The sequence below is a fragment of the Deinococcus peraridilitoris DSM 19664 genome, from assembly GCF_000317835.1.
GTDB lineage: Bacteria > Deinococcota > Deinococci > Deinococcales > Deinococcaceae > Deinococcus_A > Deinococcus_A peraridilitoris.
Genome location: NC_019793.1, coordinates 201,823 through 220,866, shown reverse-complemented (window position 1 = coordinate 220,866; position 19,044 = coordinate 201,823). Strand labels below are relative to the sequence as shown.

The 19,044-nt window shown below is 63.0% G+C and carries 20 protein-coding genes and 1 tRNA gene; 13 read left to right on the top strand and 8 right to left on the bottom strand.

Annotation, left to right across the window (positions count from 1 at the left end; genetic code table 11):
* The first annotated feature begins 38 nt into the window (after window positions 1-38).
* Both kynB and kynU read left to right on the top strand, forming a co-directional pair.
* Window positions 39-653 (top strand): arylformamidase, encoded by a 615-nt coding sequence (gene kynB, locus DEIPE_RS00900; RefSeq protein ID WP_015234098.1) that lies wholly within the window; start codon window positions 39-41, stop codon window positions 651-653.
* Window positions 650-1,837, top strand: a complete 1,188-nt coding sequence (gene kynU, locus DEIPE_RS00895; RefSeq protein ID WP_015234097.1) for a kynureninase — start codon at window positions 650-652, stop codon at window positions 1,835-1,837. Before kynB ends, kynU begins: the two co-directional genes overlap by 4 nt.
* A 19-nt stretch (window positions 1,838-1,856) precedes the next feature.
* Here kynU and DEIPE_RS00890 read toward each other — a convergent pair whose 3' ends face one another.
* The 6 genes from DEIPE_RS00890 to DEIPE_RS00865 form a co-directional block, all read right to left on the bottom strand.
* The gene (locus DEIPE_RS00890; RefSeq protein WP_015234096.1) at window positions 1,857-2,306 is read right to left on the bottom strand and encodes a GNAT family N-acetyltransferase; all 450 of its coding nucleotides are present in this window, start codon (window positions 2,304-2,306) and stop codon (window positions 1,857-1,859) included.
* Window positions 2,303-2,743, bottom strand: a complete 441-nt coding sequence (locus DEIPE_RS00885; protein WP_015234095.1) for an acyl-CoA thioesterase — start codon at window positions 2,741-2,743, stop codon at window positions 2,303-2,305. The genes DEIPE_RS00890 and DEIPE_RS00885 overlap by 4 nt, the downstream gene beginning before the upstream one ends.
* A gap of 52 nt (window positions 2,744-2,795) precedes the next feature.
* Window positions 2,796-3,071, bottom strand: coding sequence for a 4a-hydroxytetrahydrobiopterin dehydratase (locus DEIPE_RS00880; RefSeq protein WP_015234094.1), 276 nt, complete (start codon window positions 3,069-3,071; stop codon window positions 2,796-2,798).
* A 133-nt stretch (window positions 3,072-3,204) separates the two neighbouring features.
* A complete protein-coding gene (locus DEIPE_RS00875) occupies window positions 3,205-4,377 on the bottom strand; it encodes an acetyl-CoA C-acetyltransferase (protein ID WP_015234093.1) in 1,173 nt (390 codons plus the stop codon).
* Window positions 4,378-4,384: 7 nt separating this feature from the next.
* Complete coding sequence (locus DEIPE_RS00870; RefSeq protein ID WP_015234092.1) at window positions 4,385-4,795, bottom strand: DoxX family protein; 411 nt, start codon at window positions 4,793-4,795, stop codon at window positions 4,385-4,387.
* A gap of 107 nt (window positions 4,796-4,902) precedes the next feature.
* Entirely contained in the window at window positions 4,903-6,651 is a 1,749-nt protein-coding gene (locus tag DEIPE_RS00865) for a 30S ribosomal protein S1 (protein ID WP_015234091.1), read from the bottom strand.
* A 261-nt stretch (window positions 6,652-6,912) separates the two neighbouring features.
* Here DEIPE_RS00865 and DEIPE_RS00860 point away from each other — a divergent pair.
* From DEIPE_RS00860 to DEIPE_RS00850, 3 genes are all read left to right on the top strand, one after another.
* A tRNA-Gln gene (locus tag DEIPE_RS00860) sits at window positions 6,913-6,986 on the top strand.
* Window positions 6,987-7,080: 94 nt separating this feature from the next.
* Window positions 7,081-8,022 carry a thioredoxin-disulfide reductase gene (gene trxB / locus DEIPE_RS00855; RefSeq protein ID WP_015234090.1) on the top strand — a complete coding sequence of 314 codons (942 nt, stop codon included), beginning with the start codon at window positions 7,081-7,083 and terminating at the stop codon, window positions 8,020-8,022.
* Window positions 8,023-8,110: 88 nt separating this feature from the next.
* The gene (locus tag DEIPE_RS00850) at window positions 8,111-8,497 is read left to right on the top strand and encodes an HD domain-containing protein (protein ID WP_342663277.1); all 387 of its coding nucleotides are present in this window, start codon (window positions 8,111-8,113) and stop codon (window positions 8,495-8,497) included.
* A gap of 45 nt (window positions 8,498-8,542) precedes the next feature.
* Here DEIPE_RS00850 and DEIPE_RS00845 read toward each other — a convergent pair whose 3' ends face one another.
* Complete coding sequence (locus DEIPE_RS00845) at window positions 8,543-9,043, bottom strand: NUDIX hydrolase (RefSeq protein ID WP_015234088.1); 501 nt, start codon at window positions 9,041-9,043, stop codon at window positions 8,543-8,545.
* An 89-nt stretch (window positions 9,044-9,132) separates the two neighbouring features.
* Window positions 9,133-10,221: a peptide chain release factor 1 gene (prfA, locus tag DEIPE_RS00840; protein ID WP_015234087.1), complete on the bottom strand. Its 1,089-nt coding sequence runs from the start codon at window positions 10,219-10,221 to the stop codon at window positions 9,133-9,135.
* 161 nt (window positions 10,222-10,382) lie between these two features.
* Between prfA and DEIPE_RS00835 the strand changes: the two genes are divergently transcribed.
* The 8 genes from DEIPE_RS00835 (at window position 10,383) to accC (ending at window position 19,033) form a co-directional block, all read left to right on the top strand.
* Complete coding sequence (locus DEIPE_RS00835) at window positions 10,383-11,354, top strand: homoserine dehydrogenase (protein WP_015234086.1); 972 nt, start codon at window positions 10,383-10,385, stop codon at window positions 11,352-11,354.
* Window positions 11,355-11,490: 136 nt separating this feature from the next.
* Window positions 11,491-12,423 carry a polyprenyl synthetase family protein gene (locus DEIPE_RS00830; RefSeq protein WP_041231036.1) on the top strand — a complete coding sequence of 311 codons (933 nt, stop codon included), beginning with the start codon at window positions 11,491-11,493 and terminating at the stop codon, window positions 12,421-12,423.
* A 449-nt stretch (window positions 12,424-12,872) separates the two neighbouring features.
* The gene (locus tag DEIPE_RS00825) at window positions 12,873-14,105 is read left to right on the top strand and encodes a Glu/Leu/Phe/Val family dehydrogenase (RefSeq protein ID WP_015234083.1); all 1,233 of its coding nucleotides are present in this window, start codon (window positions 12,873-12,875) and stop codon (window positions 14,103-14,105) included.
* Window positions 14,102-15,439: a Glu/Leu/Phe/Val family dehydrogenase gene (locus DEIPE_RS00820; protein ID WP_015234082.1), complete on the top strand. Its 1,338-nt coding sequence runs from the start codon at window positions 14,102-14,104 to the stop codon at window positions 15,437-15,439. Before DEIPE_RS00825 ends, DEIPE_RS00820 begins: the two co-directional genes overlap by 4 nt.
* An 81-nt stretch (window positions 15,440-15,520) precedes the next feature.
* Window positions 15,521-16,495 carry a hypothetical protein gene (locus DEIPE_RS00815; RefSeq protein ID WP_015234081.1) on the top strand — a complete coding sequence of 325 codons (975 nt, stop codon included), beginning with the start codon at window positions 15,521-15,523 and terminating at the stop codon, window positions 16,493-16,495.
* A gap of 34 nt (window positions 16,496-16,529) precedes the next feature.
* Complete coding sequence (efp, locus tag DEIPE_RS00810) at window positions 16,530-17,087, top strand: elongation factor P (RefSeq protein ID WP_015234080.1); 558 nt, start codon at window positions 16,530-16,532, stop codon at window positions 17,085-17,087.
* Window positions 17,088-17,582, top strand: coding sequence for an acetyl-CoA carboxylase biotin carboxyl carrier protein (gene accB / locus DEIPE_RS00805; protein WP_015234079.1), 495 nt, complete (start codon window positions 17,088-17,090; stop codon window positions 17,580-17,582).
* A 113-nt stretch (window positions 17,583-17,695) separates the two neighbouring features.
* Window positions 17,696-19,033, top strand: a complete 1,338-nt coding sequence (gene accC, locus DEIPE_RS00800; protein WP_015234078.1) for an acetyl-CoA carboxylase biotin carboxylase subunit — start codon at window positions 17,696-17,698, stop codon at window positions 19,031-19,033.
* The last annotated feature ends 11 nt before the right edge of the window (window positions 19,034-19,044 follow it).

Sequence of the window (19,044 nt, the reverse complement as noted above, 5' to 3'; positions counted from 1 at the left end):
GTGACCGCCCCAGGTGGGTGGCCCGGTACACTGTCATCATGCGCGACATCAGCCGAAGCCTCACCCCAGGCCACCCCAACTGGCCAGGAGACGAACCTTACCTGCTCGAACCTCGACTGCGCATTGCGCGGGGTGACAGCGTCAATACGGCCCTGCTTTCGACCAGCACCCATACTGCGACCCACGTGGACGCACCCTTTCACTACGATGACAAAGGCCGGAAGCTGCATCAGATTCCGCTGGAGGTATATATAGGGCGCTGCCGGGTGGTGCACGCGCCGGGCTTCGAGCTGGTACCGGAAAGCGTGCTGGAACAGCAGACCCATCTGCCTGAACGCGTACTGTTCTATACCGGGCAACGCGCCCACTGGGCCGAGTTTCCCACCGACTTCAGTGCCCTTTCCCCCCAGCTGGTCCGCGCCCTGCACGCACGCGGTGTGCGCCTGGTGGGAACTGACGCGCCCAGCGTGGATCCCCTGACCAGCAAAACCCTGGACGCGCACATGGCTTTTCGGGAGACCGGAATGTATATTCTGGAGGGATTGAACCTCGAAGGTGTTTCAGAAGGAGACTACGAACTCATCTGTCTGCCGTTGGCCCTGGCAGAGGCAGACGGCGCGCCCGCCCGCGCGATTCTGCGGGAGCTGCCATGAAGCGCGGCGCCTTCGCTTATCCCAGCGGTCAAATCTACCTTGACGGCAATTCTCTTGGCTTGATGCCCAAAGCGGCGCGGGCGCGTGTTCTGACGCGCCTGGAGGAATGGGAACACGAGGCAGTGAGTGGCTGGGAACACTGGTTCGCACTTTCCGAATCGCTCTCACCGTCCATCGCGCGCCTGGTGGGCGCCCGGCCCGCCGAGGTGATCGCCACCGGTTCCATCACGGTCAACCTGCACGCCTTGCTGGCCACGTTCTACCGGCCAGACGGCGCGAAGCGTCACCTGGTCGCCACCGAGCTGGATTTCCCCAGCGACCTGTACGCCCTGCGTTCCTGGGCGGACCGTGCCGGAGCAGAACTGCGGCTGATTCCCTCGCGTGATGGTCGCACGCTTCTTGAAGAGGATGTACTGAGCGCCTTGAAGGACGACGTGGCGCTGGCACTGTTGCCGACCGTGCTGTACCGCAGTGGCCAGTTGTTGCCGGTGCGCAGCATTACCCGGGCAGCGCGCGAGCGTGGAGTCGTCATTGGCTGGGACGCGGCACATTCGGTGGGGTGCCTGCCACACGCCTTTCACGAAGACAACGTGGACTTTGCAGTGTGGTGCCATTACAAGTACGTCAACGCCGGCCCCGGCGCGCCAGGCGGGTTGTTCGTACACGAGCGGCACGCCGGTCTGGTGCCCGGTCTGGCCGGCTGGTGGGGCCATGACAAGCGGACCCAGTTCGAAATGCGCCCTCATTTCCACCCCGCCGAGGGCGCAGGAGCATACCAGATCGCCACGCCCAGCATCCTGGCGCTCAGCGCCCTCGAAGGCGCGCTGGAAACGTTCGACGAACTGGGCATCGACGCGATCCGGGCTCGATCACTTGAATTGACCGCTTACCTTATCGAGCGCTGTGCGCGGGAATTGCCCGAATTTATCCTGGTGACCCCTCGCGAGCCGGCCCAGCGGGGAGGGCACGTGGCGCTGGTCCATCCCGAAGCAAGAATGCTCAGCCTGGCCTTGCGTGAACGCGGCATTGTGCCCGATTTTCGCGAACCGGACATCCTGCGTCTCGCGCCCGTCGCGCTTTACAACAGCGAAGACGAACTCGACCAGACGGTGCGTGTGCTGCGCGAGCTGCTCGACTCCGGCCAGTACCGCCACTTCGCCGGTCAGGCGAGCGCCGTAACCTGAGGTGTTGGGAGCGGATGGCTCAGGGAGACAACGGACCTGTGCGGCGCATTTCGCTCTCGGCCAGCCGGAAACCCAACTGCTCGTACAAGGCGCGGCCCAGCAGGGTGGCGCCCAGGCTGACCTCACGAATCCCGCGGTCATCTGCTTCGGTCAGGCAGAGCTTGAGCAACTGTCTGCCCAGACCAAGCCGACGCCAGTCGGGCTCGGTAAAGACGTTTACGACCCGCGCCCGCCAGGGGTTGGCGCTCAGGCGTGTCGGGCCCCATTCGAGCAAGGTCAGCCCGGCGCCTCCTATCACGTTTCCTTTTCCTTCGGTTTCGGCCAGCCAGCCCAGGTAGAGGCCGCGCTCCAGCGCGGAGTGCACCCACGCCTCGTACGGTGACGCCTGCGGGCCATCCGCTTCATAGCGGTGCCGGGCGATGATCGGGGCGTCATCCGGTTCGGCCCGGCGCACCGACCAGCCACTCAAGATCCGCGCTCCTGACCTTCTGACCAGCCGAACGCCGCGTTGATAGGGGCGGTCACGGCTTTTGGTCGACCGCGCTCAGCGTCCACCCACACCCATTCGGTCTCCATCTCGACCAGCAGTTCGCCACTTTCCGCCCGGCGAACTTCGTTGTGACGCCGCGCCCGCACTCCCGCCGACTTGACGATGCGCGTCTGCACCAGCAGCCGCTCACCGCCAAAGGCAGGGCGGTGGTAGGTGATGACATGCTTGCGCGCCACTGGCACGACACCTTGCGCACGCATGAATTCGAGGGTCGCCCCGACGGTGTCCGCATGGGCGCGGGCGCAGCTCTCGAAATACTGTAAGTAAACGGCGTTGTTGACGTGCCCCAGTTCATCGACGTCCTGAGGTTGCACGGTGATGGTCTGTTCAAAAGCGTAGCGGGGTATCCCTGACATGCCAGAAGATTTTAACGCCCAGACGAAACGCCGGTTGAGTGCGTCATGACCGTCAAGGAATGACCGTGTTCACTTTCCGGGCGGCCGCAATGTCTCGCCCGGTGACCCCACCCTCAGAGTGGGTCGTGTACGTCACCCGTACGGTCTTCCACCCGATCGTCAGCGTGTCCGGGTGATGATTGGCCCGCTGCGCCATGAGTGCCAGGTGCACGGCAAACGCGACCCCCGCTTCGTACGATTCGAAAGTAAAGTCGCGGGAAATACCCGAGACGCTCCCTGTCCAGCCTGAGGGCAGCTGATCTTGAATTTCCTGATGGGTCAAGGTCATGCGTTCATGCACTCCTTGTGCGCTTGGCTTTGAGGCACGCGCGGACTGAAAGAGCGGCGGTTCCGGCGCGAACAAGAACCCGGGTGGAACGCTCTCCCCGGGCCTTGTTCGCTTGCGTGCGTCGAGGCCGTCGTCAGACGGCGCGAACGACGACGGCGATTCCCATGCCCCCGCCGATGCAAAGGCTCGCCACGCCGTGCTCCTTGCCTTGCCGTTTCAGGGCGTGGAGAAGGGTAACGAGCACACGAGCGCCACTCGCGCCGATCGGGTGTCCCAGCGCGATTGCGCCGCCAGTGACGTTCACCCTGGCCGGGTCCACCTCCAGGTCACGCACCACCGCAAGCGACTGGACTGCGAAAGCCTCGTTCAGCTCGAAGAGGTCCACGTCGCCGATTCCCAGCCCGGCTTTCTTGAGGGCCACCGGCACCACCTTGGCGGGACCGATGCCCATGATTGACGGATCGACACCGATGGCCGCGTACGAGGCGATTTCGGCCAGGATCGGCAGACCGTTCGCCTGGGCGTACTCCTCGGTGGTGACCGCCAGCATCGCCGCGCCGTCGTTCAGGCCGCTGGCGTTGCCGGCTGTGACGGTGCCGGTTTTCTCGAAGGCGGGCCGCAGCTTGGCCAGCGCTTCGGCGCTTGTCTCCGGACGTACGTGTTCATCGCGTTCAAAGAGCGTGTTGCCCTTTTTGCCGGAGACTTCCACCGGGACCACTTCGTCCGTGAACGCGCCCGATTCGATGGCCCCCTGTGCGCGGCGCTGGCTTTCGAGCGCGAAGGCGTCCTGGTCTTCACGGGTAATGTTCCACTGTCGGGCGATGTTCTCGGCCGTGACGCCCATGTGGTAGCGGTGAAACACGTCGGTGAGGCCGTCGCTGAGAATCGAGTCGAGCAATTCTCCGTGTCCCAGCCGGTAGCCTTCCCGCGCCCGTGGCAACAGGTAGGGTGCGCGGCTCATGCTTTCCACCCCACCGGCCAGGTAAAGGTGACCGTCGCCGCTCTTGAGTCCCTGAGCAGCGCTGATGACGGCCTGCAGGCCACTGCCACACACCCGGTTGACGGTCTGCCCGGGAACGTGCTGAGGCAGGCCCGCGTGGATGGCAATCTGGCGCGCAGGGTTCATACCCTGCCCGGCCTGCAGCACATTCCCGACGATCACGTCGGCGATGTCATCGCTTTGCGTGCCGCCCAGCACGGCTTTGGCGACCGTGACTCCCAGGTCGACGGCCGACACGTCCTTCAAGCCGCCCATGAAGGTGCCGATTGGCGTCCGTTTGGCGGCGGTAATGACGATTTTGGTCATGGCGAGATTATACCGAACGCTCGTTCGGCTTCCGTAACACCACCCGCCATACCCACCACAGCAACGCTGGCTGCAGTACGGCGCGCAGCCACAGGGCCCACGGCGGAATCGTGTCGAACTCGGCAGCCCGGCGCGCCATCTCGATGTTCGCGGGCCACACGGCCACGAGCAGCGCGATAAGACCCCACCCGGCAGCCCGGCGCGTGCCGGAGAACAGCAGACCCAGCGCACCGAGAATTTCGACGGCCCCGCTCAGGACCACTGCCGGGCGCGCGGGGACAAGCGCAGGCACAATGCGCTCGAAGGTTTCGGGGTGCACGAAATGCAGCAGGCCCGCACCGCCAAAGGCGAGCGCAAGGGCGATGTGCCCGAGCGACGGGCGATCTTGCGGCCCTGGATACGGTCGGCGCGAGTCCATGACAGAACGTTACCAGAGGCCAGGGAAGCCTGAACCATCCAAAAGAAAGTGCGGGAGCAAAAGCTCCCGCACTTTCCCGGACTTGTAGGACGCGAGGCTTATTCGCCTTACTTCTCGCCCTCGGTGCCTTCGGCTTCCTTGTTTTCCTCGGTCTTGCCGCCCAGACCAAACTGGGCAAACAGGTCCGCGTACACGTCACCGAGCTTGGTGCTGATCTTGCCGCTCGAAGCGTCCTTGGCAGCGTAGCTGTAGTCGTAGTCGAAGCCTTCACGGCGACGGCGTCCGCCACCTTGCTGACCGCCACGCTGAGGGCCGCCACCGCCGGGCTGACCACGGTCGCCACGTTGACCGCCGCCCTGGGACACGTAGTCACCACGACCGGAGGGCGCACCACCCAGGGCACGGCGGCGCGACAGGCTTGCGCGCTGCTCGACGGGATCGATGTTGAGGATCATCGCCTCGATCTCGTCACCCTTCTTGAAGAGGTCGGCGGGGTTGTTGACGCGCTCGAGTGCCAACTCGGAAATGTGAATCAGGCCTTCGATGCCTTCCTCAATTTCCATGAACACGCCGAACTCGGTGATTCCGGTGACCTTGCCCTTGACCGGCGTACCGGGTGGGTACTTGTCCGGGAGGTGCGCCCAGGGATCTTCCGTGGTCTGACGCAGACCGAGCGAGATGCGACGGTCCTTGGGATCGATGCGCAAGATGACGGCTTCGACCTCGTCGCCTTCCTTGAGCATCTCGTTGGGGTGACGCACGCGCTTGGTCCAGCTCATTTCGCTGACGTGCACCAGACCTTCGAGGCCCGCTTCGATTTCCACGAAGGCGCCGAAGTTGGTCAGGTTGGTGACCTTGCCCTTGACGCGCTGTCCGATGGCGTACTTGTCGACGGCGCTCTGCCAGGGATCGCTGGAGAGGGCCTTCATCGAGAGGTTGATGCGTTCGCGCGAGGGATCGACGTCGATGACCTGCACGTTGACCTTGTCGCCCACTTTCACCACATCGCGGGGGTGGTTGAATCGCCCGAAGGTCAGCTCGCTGCGGTGCACGAGACCGTCGATACCGCCGAGGTTGACGAACACACCGAAATCGGTGATCTCGACGACTTCGCCTTCAAACTCTGCGCCCGGCACAAGGTGCTGCATGGTCTCTTCGCGCGCCTGGGCCTTTTTGGCTTCCATGATGGCGCGGTGCGAGATGATCACGCGGTTGCGCTTGCGGTTCAGCTCGATGAGCTTGACGTCGAGCGGGTGGCCGACGAGGGGATCGAGGTCGTTCACGCGGCGCGTGTCCACCTGTGAGGCAGGCAGGAAGGCGCGAATGCCTTCGATCTGGGCGACCAGACCACCGCGCACTTTTTCCACGATATCCACCGTGAAGGGTGAATCCTTCGCCTGCAGATCGGCGAGGATTCGCCAGCCCTTGTCCTGGTCGGCGCGCTTCTTGCTCAGCACGATCACGCCGTTCGGGATGTCGCTGCGCACGACGTACGCCTCGATCTTGTCCCCCGGCTTGAACATCGCCTGGGCCTGCTCCATGGTGAGCGGCTCGTCGGAAATCTGCGAGAACGGGATCACGCCCTCGATCTTCGCGCCGACATCCACGGCGATGCCCTCAGACCCAATGAACACGACCGTGCCGTCGAGCACGTCACCACGGTTGACTTCCCGGCCGCCAGGAACATTCTCGGCAGCGAGAACGTCTTCCATGGTCATGGCGGGATATTCCGTTTCAGTGCTGCTGGTCTGGTTGGTCACCGCTTTGGTGTCGGTGCCATTGGTCGTGCCCTGAGTTTCGGGCTGAGTAGCCCCGCTGCTTTGCTCGGCGGGGGTCGGGGTAGCCTGGTCTTCCATCAAACGAATTCCTCCTGAAGCCCGCGTCATGCGCGGCAACAATTAATTGTATCACCGGAGCGCAGCTGTGCCAAGCGAAAAACAGGATGCGCGCGGGTCCTTGCTTGACGCTCGGAGAGCAAGCAGCTATAATTCACGCTCTGCGCGGGCGTCACGGCAGTGCCCGGCAGGCGCGGTAAGCTGAATGGCGCAGACCGTTGGCAACGGGCGTGGGCAGCGGTGAAGACGCTTCTTAACCGCTTCGTAAAGAGATCGATTTGATGGGGCATCGTCTAATGGCAGGACTACGGTCTCTGGATCCGTCAATCAAGGTTCGAATCCTTGTGCCCCAGCCAGAAAGTGTCGGGTTCACTGAACCCGACACTTTATTTTTCATAGCTTGTGAGCCCTTCCACGGTCTACTGGCAGGATGGGTGTTACGCTGAACCCATGACGGCGACGCGCGAATACGACGTGGTGATCATCGGCGGAGGGCCAGCAGGACTGACGGCGGCGATCTACACTGGGCGGGCCAGCCTGAGGACCCTGATCCTCGAAAAAGGCCAGCCCGGCGGGCAGATCGCCCAGACCGAAGAAGTCGAGAACTACCCCGGCTTCCCCGACCCGATCAGCGGTTTCGAACTCTCCCAGCGCATGGTGCAGCAAGCCGAGAAATTCGGCGCAGTGCTCGAAATGGACGAAGTCGAAGCCATCGAACGCTCGGGGCAGGGCTTCGTGATCAAAGGCTACGAAGCGAACTACAGTGCCCGCGCGGTGATCATCGCCACGGGGGCCAATCCCAAACGGCTGGGCATACCCGGTGAGGAACTCTACTGGGGCCGGGGAGTCAGCACCTGCGCCACCTGCGACGGTTTTTTCTACCGCGGCAAGCACGTGGTGGTGGTGGGTGGGGGAGACGCCGCCATCGAAGAAGGCCTGTTTCTGACCAAATTCGCCGACACCGTGACCGTGATTCACCGCCGCGACAGCCTGCGGGCCAACAAGGTGGCGCAGGCCCGCGCTTTCTCCAACCCCAAGATGAAATTCATCTGGGACACCGCCGTGGAGGAAGTGCTGGGCGATGAAGCGGTCAGTGGCGTCAGGGTGCGCAATCTCAAGACCGGAGAAGTGCAGGACCTGGCCACTGATGGGGTGTTCGTGTTCATCGGCCACGTGCCCAACACCGGCTTTCTGGGTGACCTGGTGAAACTGCGCGACGACGGCTACGTCGAGGTGAACGATGAGATCTTCACCTCTGTCACGGGGGTGTTCGCCGCCGGTGATGTCAGTGACTACTCTTACCGCCAGCTGGCCACCAGTGTCGGTGCCGGTACGCGCGCCGCCATGAGCGCCGAACGCATGCTCGCCCACCTGGAAGCCGAGATCGCCTGAGCAGGTGCGTATTTCAGGGAAGATAGCTCGCCTCGCACGGAGCCTCAGCTCATCACAAGCGTCGCCCGACGATGTCTGGGCGGCGTCTTTGCTGACACCAGAAGAGCGAGCCGTCTACCTGGCCATGGATCCGCGTGATCGCGAGCATGCCGTGAGGGTCACGCAACGGGTGTGGCGACATTGTCCCGACGCCCCCGCAGAATTGCTGGCCGGGGCGCTGCTTCACGATTGCGGCAAGAGTGCCCGGCGCTATCGCGTATGGGAACGGGTACTGGCAGGGCTGGTTCCGCAGCGTTACTCTGCCTGCCTTCCATGGGAGCCCCTGCAGATTCGGGCCTGGCACCCGCAACTGGGTGCACGGATGTTGCGTGCAGCCGGCGGACGTGAGCGGGTCGCCCAGCTTGTCGAACGCCACCACACCCCAGGAGGTGACGCGCACGCGGCGGTACTGCACCGCTACGACGACCTGGAGTAGAGGCAGTGTGAGTGCCAGGGGGCTCTTGACACGGGCCCCCTGGTGTCACGTGGGTTGTTGTTGGGACAGGCCCGGAATGCGCAGTCCGCCTTTGCCGTCCCACCCTTTGAAGGCATAAAAGCGGCCTGGCACGCCCGTTGCCAGATAATCGGTGAGGGGTTCGCGTTGAGGCGGTGAATCGAGTTTCTGCTGAACCTCCGCTGGGGTGCAGAAGCGGGCCTCGACAATGAAGCCGTCCGGGTCTGCCGGGTTGAGCAGGCCGTCCCAGCGGGCCTCGAACACGATGGCAATCGCTCGCTCACCTCGCCGCTCATCCTCGATGTGCACGCAGTAAGCCATGTGCTGAATGGCCGTGATGCGCAGCCCGGTTTCCTCGTGTATTTCACGGTAGAGCGCTTCCGGAGCGGTCTCGCCGGCTTCGACCATGCCGCCGGGCAGCGTGAAGCGCACCCTTCCGGCTCCCTGCCAGTCGTTTCCTACCAGCAAAATTCGCCCCTGTTTGTCACGCAGGATGCCGGCAGCCACCAGCAGGTCACGCCGCGGCATGGTCCCCCCAGATCAGCGGGACGGACACGCCGGACCAAGTGCGCGCTTGCCCGTGCCTTGTGCTGTCTGCCCGGCGCGCCCGACGGCGGCTACACTCCGGCATCGGCCATCTCCGCGATCTGCCGATCACGCAGAACGCGCTGCAAGGCTTCGACCAGAGGAGAGAGGTCTCCGGCAATCACCTTCCCAAGAGGAAAGTTCTTGTCGTCACCCTGAAGGCGGTGGTCGGTCACGCGGTCCTGGGCGTAGTTGTAGGTGCGCACCTTTTCGCTGCGGTCCCCGGAGCCGATCTGCGCCTGACGCGAGGCCCGCACATCCGCATCGGCGGCTTCACGCTGTCGTTCGGCCAGACGCGCCCGCAGGATGTTCAGGGCTTTTTCACGGTTCTTGATCTGCGAGCGGGTTTCCTGACAGACCACGATGATCTCGTCCGGAGTGCCGGGTCGGTAGGCGGCGCGCACCGCCGAATCAGTGGTGTTGACACTCTGCCCCCCCGCACCCTGTGAGCGGAAGACGTCAATGCGGACTTCATTGGGGTTGAGCTCGACTTCCGTCTCCTCGGCTTCGGGCAGTACGGCGACCGTGACGGTGGAAGTGTGAATCCGTCCCTGAGTCTCGGTGGCCGGTACCCGCTGGACACGGTGCACGCCCCGCTCGAACTTGAAGGCCTTGAACGCTCCTTCCCCCATCACTTCGGCCGTCACTTTGGAAAAGCCACCCAGGTCGCTCTCGTTGGCATCGAGCACGGTGATGCGCAGACCGGCCTGTTCGGCGTAGCGCTCGTACATGCGCAGCAGATCAGCCGCGAACAGGCCCGCCTCGTCTCCGCCGGCCCCGGCGCGCAGTTCCAGGATGGCGTTTTTGTGATCGCTGGGGTCAGAGGGGATCAGCAGCAGGTCGAGTTCGGTTTCAATGGCGCCCAGACGGGTCGTGCTGTTCAGCAGGTCGGCTTCGGCCAGTTCGTGCATTTCCGGATCGGCGAGCAGGTCGCGCGCTTCTCTCGCAGCTGTGCTGAGCTGCTGGTGTTCGCGCCACAAGTCCATGATCCGGCTGAGTTCGCTATGACGGCGTGTGAGCGTACGCAGACGGTTGGGATCTCCCAGTACGGCTGGATCGGCGAGGTCGCGTTCAACAAAATGGTATTCCCGCTCCAGTTCGGTCAGTTTGTCGGTCAGCACCTTGCGCGACCTCCCGACAGAAAGCAGAGAAAGCGGAACACTGTGCTAGACATGGGCCCAGTGTAGCCCACCCCTCCTGTGTCGGCCGTTGCAAGGGCACGATGTCCTGGGGAGAACGTGGTGCTCTGCAACGCGCCTCGAGACGGGTATACTCTCACCTCATGCGAACCCTTCGGCTGGGCCTGCTGGGCTGTGGCACCGTGGGCAGCGGTGTGGTGCAGCTCATTCACCAACGCGCGGAACGCTTTCGGGCACTCGGTATCCAGATTGAACTGATGGGCGTGCTGGTTCGCGACCTGCAGCGTCCACGCGCTGTGCAGCCCGACCTGCCCCTGACCACCGACGCCTCATTTGTCCCGGACTGTGAGGTGCTGGTCGAGGTGATGGGCGGGGTGGAGCGCCCTCTGGCGCTGTGCCGAGATCACCTGTTGGCCGGAAAGCCGCTTGTGAGTGCCAACAAAGCCATGCTGGCCGAGCGTTGGAGTGAGCTCAGGCCGTACGCTGAACGCGGGCAACTGCACTATGAAGCCAGCGTCATGGCCGGTACACCCGTACTCGGGCCCTTGTCGACCACCCTGCGCGCCTCGCGAGTCACGCACCTGGAAGCCCTCCTGAACGCGACCTGCACCTTCATTCTGGGTCGTATGGAGGCCGGCGAGGACTACCTGATCGCGCTGCGTGAGGCGCAGCATCTCGGTTACGCCGAGGAGGACCCAACCCTCGACGTGAGCGGCGTGGACGCGGCCCAGAAGCTGGTCATTCTGGCCCGGCTCGTCGCGGATCCTGCCTTCGGACTCGGTCAGGTGCAGTGCGAGGGCATCGACGCCCTGCCTGCCGGTTTTTTTGCCGAAGCCCACAAGGCCGGTGAACGCGTCCGGCTGGTGGCGGAACTGACACAAGACGTGTGTGGCTGGCAGGCGCGCGTGTCTCCCCGGCGCCTGCCGGCCACACACCCCTTTTGCGCGCCTGGTGCCGGCCGAAACGCGCTGCGCCTGCAAGGGGAGGGCTGCGGCGAGCTGTATTTCGCCGGGGCAAGTGCGGGCGGACTGGTGACGGCAAGTGCCGTCGTGGGTGACCTGCTCTCCGCCGTGTCCGGCGTGCCGGGCCACCGCCCCTTGCCGACGGGTGCTTGAGTCGTCCGCGGCTTGCGGCCGGGGATATTTGTCCTGAACACCCTTCTGGACTACCAAAAGCGCCCTTACAATGGCGGGGAGCGTCAGAATTGCGCAAGCCGGGCTTCTCTATACTGAGCTTGTGAAGAACCTGCTCATGGCTCCACTTCAGGAATTCGAATCTCGCCTGCGACAGGTGCTGCATTCCCGTGTGGAGTTCATCGAGCTGATCGGCGACAATCTGGTGGCTGCTGGTGGAAAGCGTTCCCGGCCTGCGCTGGTCTACCTGGCGCTGCGTGCGCTGGGCGTGGAGCATCCTCAGGAACACGATCTGGCCGTGGCCGTCGAACTGTTGCATTCGGCCAGTTTGCTGCACGACGACCTGATCGACGACGCCGATACCCGACGTGGCCATGAAACGGCCTACCGCAAATACGGCAACGTGGTGAGCGTGATGTCAGGTGATTTCATGCTCAGCCGCTTGCTGGTGCTGCTTTCCGACATGCCACAGGGCCTGACCCGCGAATTTGGTGAAACTGCCGCGCGCATCTGCGAAGGTGAGGTGTTGCAGTTTCAGGTGGCCGCCTACGGTGATTACAGCCATCAGAATTACCTCGACATCATCGCCGGAAAGACGGCCGTCCTGCTGCGCACGGCGGCGCGAGCTCCGGCGCTGCTGGTAGGCGCGCCGGAAGCGCAGTTTCAAGCCCTCTCCGAATTCGGTATGGAGTTCGGGCTGGCCTTTCAGATGCAAGACGATCTGCTGGATCTGGCCGCCGACCCCAACACGCTCGGTAAACCCATCGGAGGGGACCTCGCCGAAGGCAAGGTAACGCTGCCGGTGCTCTACCTGCTGCAGGGACCGCACGGTGACGAGGTGCGCACCATTGTCGAGCGCCGGGCCGCCCGGCCATGCGATATCGAGCGGGTGCGCGAGCTCGCCTTGCAGGAAGAAGCGTTCGAACGCACCCGCCAGGAGATCCGACGCCGGACCCTGCTGGCCATTCAGGCGTTGCGGGCACTGCCACCGTCACCGGCCCGCCACGCGCTCGAGGAAATGGCAGTGGGCGCAGCTGACCGTGTGAAATAAAGCGGGGGTCAAAGACATGCCCTCTTTTGTTCATTGACTTTGAGCAAACGGCGTGCGTCACCTCGACCAGCAGTGTCACGGAGCGCGCAAGGTCATCAAGCGCTTTCTTGCCTGTGTAGGAGCGTGAAAATGGTGGTATGGTGTATACCATCCATCGAACAAACCTCGCAGCGCACGTCGACATCGGAGGAGCCGGCACAATGGGCATTGCCCTGGCTGCCCGATCAAGGGCGCGGTCCTGCCGTGGCCCCGCTGCGGATGGAAACGCCGTTCCCGGTGAAACATGTTCCACCCCTTGCGCAGGAGTCTGACAACCGAGATACTCGGGCGGCCCGGTCAAGCACTTTGAAGTTCCTGCGCACTCCCTGATTCGTCTAGACCTTTGCTAATGCACGTTTGTTAGGTACAGTTGTGTTACGCTGTGCGCGCGAAATGACGGAGGTTATGGCATGCGACCTGCAGGACTGAGCTGGCAAGGCCTGATGGATCAGATGGAACTGGCGTTGCCTTTCACCCAGGTCAGCGATCAATCGCTGGCCTATTTCAAGTATCCCAAACGAACCATCAGCCTCTCCCTACCCGTGCAGATGGATGACGGTGGCGTATCGGTCTTCAAGGCCTACCGGACCGTGCACTCCATCGCCCGAGGACCTTCGACCGGGGGAATGCGGTACAAGGAAGGCCTTGACGCTCACGAGTGCGAGGTGCTCGCCGCCATTATGACACTCAAATGTGCGGTGATGGATCTGCCTCTGGGAGGCGCCAAGGGCGGGGTGGACGTCGATCCCACCTCGCTCAGCTTTGGTGAGCTCGAGCGTCTGACCCGCCGTCTGACAAGCGAGCTGGTGGACTTCGTCGGACCAGGCGAGGACATCATGGCCCCTGACATCGGCACCGACGAGCAGATCATGGCCTGGATGCTCGACACCTACAGCGAGAACCGTGGTACCACCTCCAGCGGTGTGGTCACCGGTAAACCGCTGGCGTTGGGCGGCAGTTTCGGCAGCAAGGAGGCGCGTGGTCATGCGGCGGTACTGGTGACCGAGCGCGTTTTGCGTGAACGCAAGGTCGACGGCGAAGTCAAAGTGGCCGTGGACGGATTTGGCAACGTCGGACGTGAAATCGCGCGGCGTCTGGCACGCATGGGCGCGATCATTGTCGCCGTGTCCGACCAGCAGGGCGCCATCTACGACCCTGCCGGTCTCGACATCGAGGCACTGGTCGAATACCGCGATCTGCACGGCTCGGTGGTCGGTTTCGCGGGCAGCCTCAGCCGCGGGCATCTGCTAACTCTCGATGTCACCGTGCTTGCCCTGTCCGCCGACTGGGGTACCATCGGCGGGGGAATTGCGCCCGGCATTCGTGCCAAATTCATTCTGGAAGCCTCCAACCGTGCTGTGCTTCCCGAGGCCGAAGCAGAACTCTCCGGGCTGGTGATTCCTGACCTGGTGGCTGCGGGCGGCGGCGTGACCCTCAGCTACCTGGAATGGGTACAGGACGCCAACAGTTTTTTCTGGTCCGAAGACGAAATCCGCTCGGCCCTGGAACGGCGCACGGTCAGCATGCTCGATCACGTCCTGAGCGCGCAGCAGGAACAGCGGACCGATCTGCGCACCGCTGCGTACGCCATGGCCCTGAGCCGTCTCGATCACGCCACCACTTTGAGAGGAGTTTATCCGTGACCGTTCCCAAGACCGACCCCCAACCGACTCAACCCGCAGGCGTGCCCGGCCGCACCAAACAGCACGCGTTGCCCAGCTATCTCGACCAGGACAACCTGGGTCCGTGGGCCATCTACCTGGAGCAGGTCGAGCGGGTAACGCCTTACCTCGGCAAGCTGGCGTACTGGGTGGAGACGCTCAAGCGGCCCAAGCGCATTCTGGTGGTGGACGTACCCATTCACCTCGACGACGGCTCAGTGGCCCACTTTGAAGGCTACCGGGTGCAGCACAACACATCCCGTGGTCCGGCCAAGGGTGGTGTGCGCTATCACCAGGACGTCACGCTCAGCGAGGTCATGGCGCTCAGCGCCTGGATGACCGTCAAGAACGCCGCCGTGAACTTGCCGTACGGTGGGGGCAAGGGTGGCATCCGCGTCGATCCGCGTACGCTCTCGACTTCCGAACTCGAACGACTCACCCGGCGCTACACCACCGAGATCGGCATCATCATCGGCCCCGACAAGGATATTCCTGCGCCGGACGTCAACACCAATCCTCAGGTGATGGCCTGGATGATGGACACGTACAGCATGAACGTCGGTCGTACCGCCACCGGTGTGGTGACCGGCAAACCGATCAGCCTGGGTGGTTCGCTGGGCCGTGGCGACGCCACCGGACGCGGCGTCTTTGTCACGGGTGCCGAGGCCATGAACCGGCTGGGGATCGCCGTGGAAGGAGCCCGCGTCGCCATTCAGGGTTTTGGCAACGTCGGTAACGCGGCGGGGCGCATTTTTTACGATCACGGTGCCAGCATCGTGGCCATCCAGGATGTTTCCGGTACGTTTTACTGTGAGAGCGGAATCGATCCTTACCAGGCGCAGACGTATCTGCGCGAGCACGGCACTCTGCAAGGCCTGCCGAACGTGGAGACCATCGAGCGCGAGGCGTTCTGGAGCGTTCCATGCGACGTGCTGGTGCCTGCCGCCCTCGAAAACCAGATCACCGAACTCAACGCTCCCGTGATCAATGCCAAGGTGATCGTGGAAGGAGCCAACGGTCCTACCACGCCCGCAGCTGACGATTTGCTGCGTGAGCGCGGCGTGCTGGTGGTACCTGACGTGCTCGCCAATGCGGGCGGTGTGACGGTCAGCTATTTCGAGTGGGTGCAGGACTTCAGCTCTTTTTTCTGGACCGAAGAGGAAATCAACGCGCGCCTCGACCGAATCATGCGTGAGGCCTTCAGCAGCCTTTGGGACGTCGCCCAGCGTCACAAAGTCACCCTGCGCACGGCGGCTTTTATCGTCGCGTGTACCCGCGTCCTCGAATCGCGCGCCCTGCGCGGTCTGTATCCCTGACATACCCCGGGAGAGCAAGGCGAGGAGATATGCGCCTTGCTCTTCTGCTGGGCTCTCATCTGATATGATTTCGAGCGCGCCATGACCAGACCCCTGCTTTCTCAGTGGACTCCCGCTCCGAGTGGATACAAGCATGTCGTCAGCGTTTCGATCGGCTCCAGCAAACGTGATTCGCGCCAGGAAACCGAGGTGCTGGGGCAGAAATTCGTGCTTGAGCGTCTTGGAACCGATGGCGATCTGCGCCGTGCAGGAGAATTGCTCGCTGCGCTCGACGGGCGCGTGGACGCGTTCGGCCTGGGGGGCACGGACCTGTATATCGTGGCCGGGGACCGGCGCTACAGCTTCCGTGACATTGCCCGACTGGCGGCCAATGCCAAGGTGACCCCGCTGCTCGACGGCTCTGGGCTCAAGCACACGCTGGAACGCGAGGCGGTACGGCAACTGGAAAGTACGGTGCACTGGCGCGGTCGCAAGACCCTGATGGTCGCGGCCGTCGACCGGTTCGGCATGGCCGAGGCACTCTCGGACGCGCTTGCAGACGTGCTCTACGGTGACATCGTCTTCACGATGGGGCTCGATTTTCCGATCCGCTCGATTGGGACGCTCAGACGGGCGGCACACCTGCTCTTGCCCGTCACCACGCAGCTTCCCTTTCAGTGGTTTTATCCGACCGGCGACAAGCAGGAGAAGAGCGTACAAGGCAAAAGTACGCGCTACTACGACTGGGCCGAGGTTATCGCGGGTGACTTCCTGCTCATCCGCCGTTTTGCCCCCGATCGTCTGGACGGCAAGACCATCCTGACCAATACCACCACGCATGAGGACGTCGAGTGGGCCAGGAACGCGGGCGTGAAGCGGCTGATCACCACCACACCGCGCCTGGGCGGCCGGAGTTTTGGAACCAATGTCATGGAGGCATTTTTCGTGGCACTGTCGGGCGAGCGGCGGGCGCTGACGGGCAGTGAATACCTGGGGTACATTCATTCCGTGGGTTTGCGGCCTGAAATCACAGAGTTGCAGGAGCCTGAGCCGCACGGTAAAACCACGACGGCTTGAGGCACCGGACCTTTCAACTGGAGGAGTTTTTCAAATGATCAGTGTGACAGACCTGCGAAACGGTACGAAAGTCGAAATGGACGGCGGATTGTGGGAGTGCCTGGAGTACTCGCACCTCAAGATGGGGCGCGGAGGCGCCAAGGTGGTCACGAAGTTCCGCAACATGGAAAGCGGCTCAATCGTTGACCGGACCTTCAACAGCGGTGAGAAGCTGCAGGACATCTATGTGGAGACCAAGCCGATGCAGTACCTCTACAAGGACGGTGAGGACTACATCTTCATGGACATGGAGACCTACGATCAGATCAGCCTGCCGCCTGTGCTGGCCGGTGACGCGGCGCGGTTCATGAAGGAAAACATGGAAGTCGAGGTGCAGATGTTCCGCGAAAAGCCCCTCAAGATTTCCCTGCCCAACCAGGTCATCCTGAAAATTACCCAGACGGACCCTGGTGTGCGTGGTGATACCGTCTCAGGCGGCACCAAACCCGCCACCCTGGAATCTGGAGCTGTCGTGCAGGTGCCGTTGTTCGTCGACCAGGACGCCAGTATCAAGGTCGATACCCGCACCGGCGAGTACCTCGGGCGGGCCTGAATGGATCCCCGTGACCTCAAGCGCATCCTCGACGCGCTTATTGCAGCCGACGTGCGTGAATTTGGACTCAAGACCGGTGAGTACGAGCTGAACGTCAAACGTGGCCCGGATGGCGCTCCGGTGGTGTATGGGGTGCCTGCGCCCGTTCAAGCACCCGTGAGTGCTCCGGTGAGCGCTCCGGTTGCGGCGCCCGTGCCCACACCCGTCAGCGTTCCCACGGCCAATGCGGAAGCGAGCGCTGTTCCCGCTGCTGCTGCGAGCGGTACGCCCGTCAAGGCCCCGATCGTGGGCACGTTCTACGCCGCGTCGTCACCGGAGATGCCACCTTTTGTCAAGGTGGGCGACCGCGTGGAAGTCGGGCAGGTGTTGTGCATCATCGAAGCGATGAAGCTGATGAATGAGATTGAGTCCGAGACCGCAGGAACCGTCAAACAAATTCTGGTGAAGAACGCCGAGCCCGTCGAGTACGGTCAGACGCTCTTTGTCATCGAGTAAGGGCGGTCAGCTTTCAACTGTCGGCCGTGAATGCCCCAGCCCATGCTGGGGCTGACGGTTTAGGGTGGCTGGCCCACTGAACGCGCGCACCTGAAAGCTGAGGGCTTACTGCTATGTTCAAGAAAATTCTGATTGCCAACCGGGGAGAAATTGCGCTGCGCGTGATCCGCACGGCGCGTGAAATGGGCGTCAAGACGGTCGTGGTCTACAGCCAGCCGGACGAGGGCAGCCTGCCCGTTCTGCTGGCCGACGAGTCGGTGTGTGTCGGTCCAGCGGCGAGCAACGCCAGCTACCTCAACATTCCCAACATCCTCTCTGCGGCCCTGATGACTGGCGCCGAGGCCATCCATCCTGGCTATGGATTCATGGCCGAAAACCCTGACTTTGCCGAGATGTGCGGTGAGCACGGCATCGTCTTTATCGGACCCACCCCAGAAAGCATGCGCGCTCTTGGCAGCAAGGCAGGCGGACGCGAAATCGCCGCCAATTCTGGCGTACCGACCGTTCCGGGCACCGGCGTGCTGGAAAGTGTCGACGAGGCGCTTTTGTCGGCCAAGCAGATCGGATATCCGGTCTTGCTGAAAGCCAGCGCCGGGGGGGGCGGACGCGGCCAGAAAGTGGTGCGTACCCAGGAGGAATTGCGCTCCGCGTTCGGGCAGGCGCAAGAAGAAGCCCGACTGTACTTTGGTGACCCGGCCATCATCATGGAGAAGTTTCTGGAGGAATTCCGGCACGTCGAGGTACAGGTCATGGGTGACGGTCAGGGGCACGTCATTCACATTGGCGAGCGCGACTGCTCGATTCAGCGGCGCAACCAGAAGCTGATCGAGGAAGCGCCCAGCACCCTGCCCGACACCCTGCGCCAGGAGATCCTCGCGGCAGGTGTGCGCCTCGCCAAGTTCGTCAACTATGCCGGGGCAGGTACGCTGGAATTCATCGTGGACCGCGACGGCAACTACTACTTCATGGAGATGAACACCCGCATTCAGGTCGAACACTGTGTCTCCGAGGAAATCTCCGGCCTGGACTTCGTGAAGCTGCAACTGGAAATCGCGGCGGGTGAAGGCCTGCGGCTGCTGCAGGAAGATATCGTGCTGCGCGGTCACGCCATCGAGTGCCGCATCAATGCCGAAGACCCCAACAAGGATTTTCGCCCGGCGGCAGGCAAGATCGACAACGTACACTTCGCGGGTGGGCCCGGTGTGCGGGTCGACAGCCACGCGTACACGGGCTACGTCATCCCGCCACACTATGACAGCCTGATCGGCAAGCTGATCGTGCACGGCGACGACCGTGACCACGCGATCCGCCGCATGAAACGTGCGCTCGACGAGACGGTGGTGCAGGGCCCCAAGACCACCATTCCGCTCTATATCAAGATCATGGAAAACCCCTTTTACAGACGGGGTGCGGTCATGACCAACTTTCTCAAAACCCGGATGGAGATGTAGCACCAGGTTGC

Bases quoted from the DNA above. Each gene is read 5' to 3' on its own strand.
- kynB (WP_015234098.1), top strand. From the start codon at position 39: ATGCGCGACATCAGCCGAAGCCTCACCCCAGGCCACCCCAACTGGCCA.
- kynU (WP_015234097.1), top strand. From the start codon at position 650: ATGAAGCGCGGCGCCTTCGCTTATCCCAGCGGTCAAATCTACCTTGAC.
- DEIPE_RS00885 (WP_015234095.1), bottom strand. From the start codon at position 2,743: ATGTCAGGGATACCCCGCTACGCTTTTGAACAGACCATCACCGTGCAA.
- DEIPE_RS00880 (WP_015234094.1), bottom strand. From the start codon at position 3,071: ATGACCTTGACCCATCAGGAAATTCAAGATCAGCTGCCCTCAGGCTGG.
- DEIPE_RS00875 (WP_015234093.1), bottom strand. From the start codon at position 4,377: ATGACCAAAATCGTCATTACCGCCGCCAAACGGACGCCAATCGGCACC.
- DEIPE_RS00870 (WP_015234092.1), bottom strand. From the start codon at position 4,795: ATGGACTCGCGCCGACCGTATCCAGGGCCGCAAGATCGCCCGTCGCTC.
- DEIPE_RS00865 (WP_015234091.1), bottom strand. From the start codon at position 6,651: ATGGAAGACCAGGCTACCCCGACCCCCGCCGAGCAAAGCAGCGGGGCT.
- trxB (WP_015234090.1), top strand. From the start codon at position 7,081: ATGACGGCGACGCGCGAATACGACGTGGTGATCATCGGCGGAGGGCCA.
- DEIPE_RS00845 (WP_015234088.1), bottom strand. From the start codon at position 9,043: ATGCCGCGGCGTGACCTGCTGGTGGCTGCCGGCATCCTGCGTGACAAA.
- DEIPE_RS00835 (WP_015234086.1), top strand. From the start codon at position 10,383: ATGCGAACCCTTCGGCTGGGCCTGCTGGGCTGTGGCACCGTGGGCAGC.
- DEIPE_RS00830 (WP_041231036.1), top strand. From the start codon at position 11,491: ATGGCTCCACTTCAGGAATTCGAATCTCGCCTGCGACAGGTGCTGCAT.
- DEIPE_RS00825 (WP_015234083.1), top strand. From the start codon at position 12,873: ATGCGACCTGCAGGACTGAGCTGGCAAGGCCTGATGGATCAGATGGAA.
- DEIPE_RS00815 (WP_015234081.1), top strand. From the start codon at position 15,521: ATGACCAGACCCCTGCTTTCTCAGTGGACTCCCGCTCCGAGTGGATAC.
- efp (WP_015234080.1), top strand. From the start codon at position 16,530: ATGATCAGTGTGACAGACCTGCGAAACGGTACGAAAGTCGAAATGGAC.
- accB (WP_015234079.1), top strand. From the start codon at position 17,088: ATGGATCCCCGTGACCTCAAGCGCATCCTCGACGCGCTTATTGCAGCC.
- accC (WP_015234078.1), top strand. From the start codon at position 17,696: ATGTTCAAGAAAATTCTGATTGCCAACCGGGGAGAAATTGCGCTGCGC.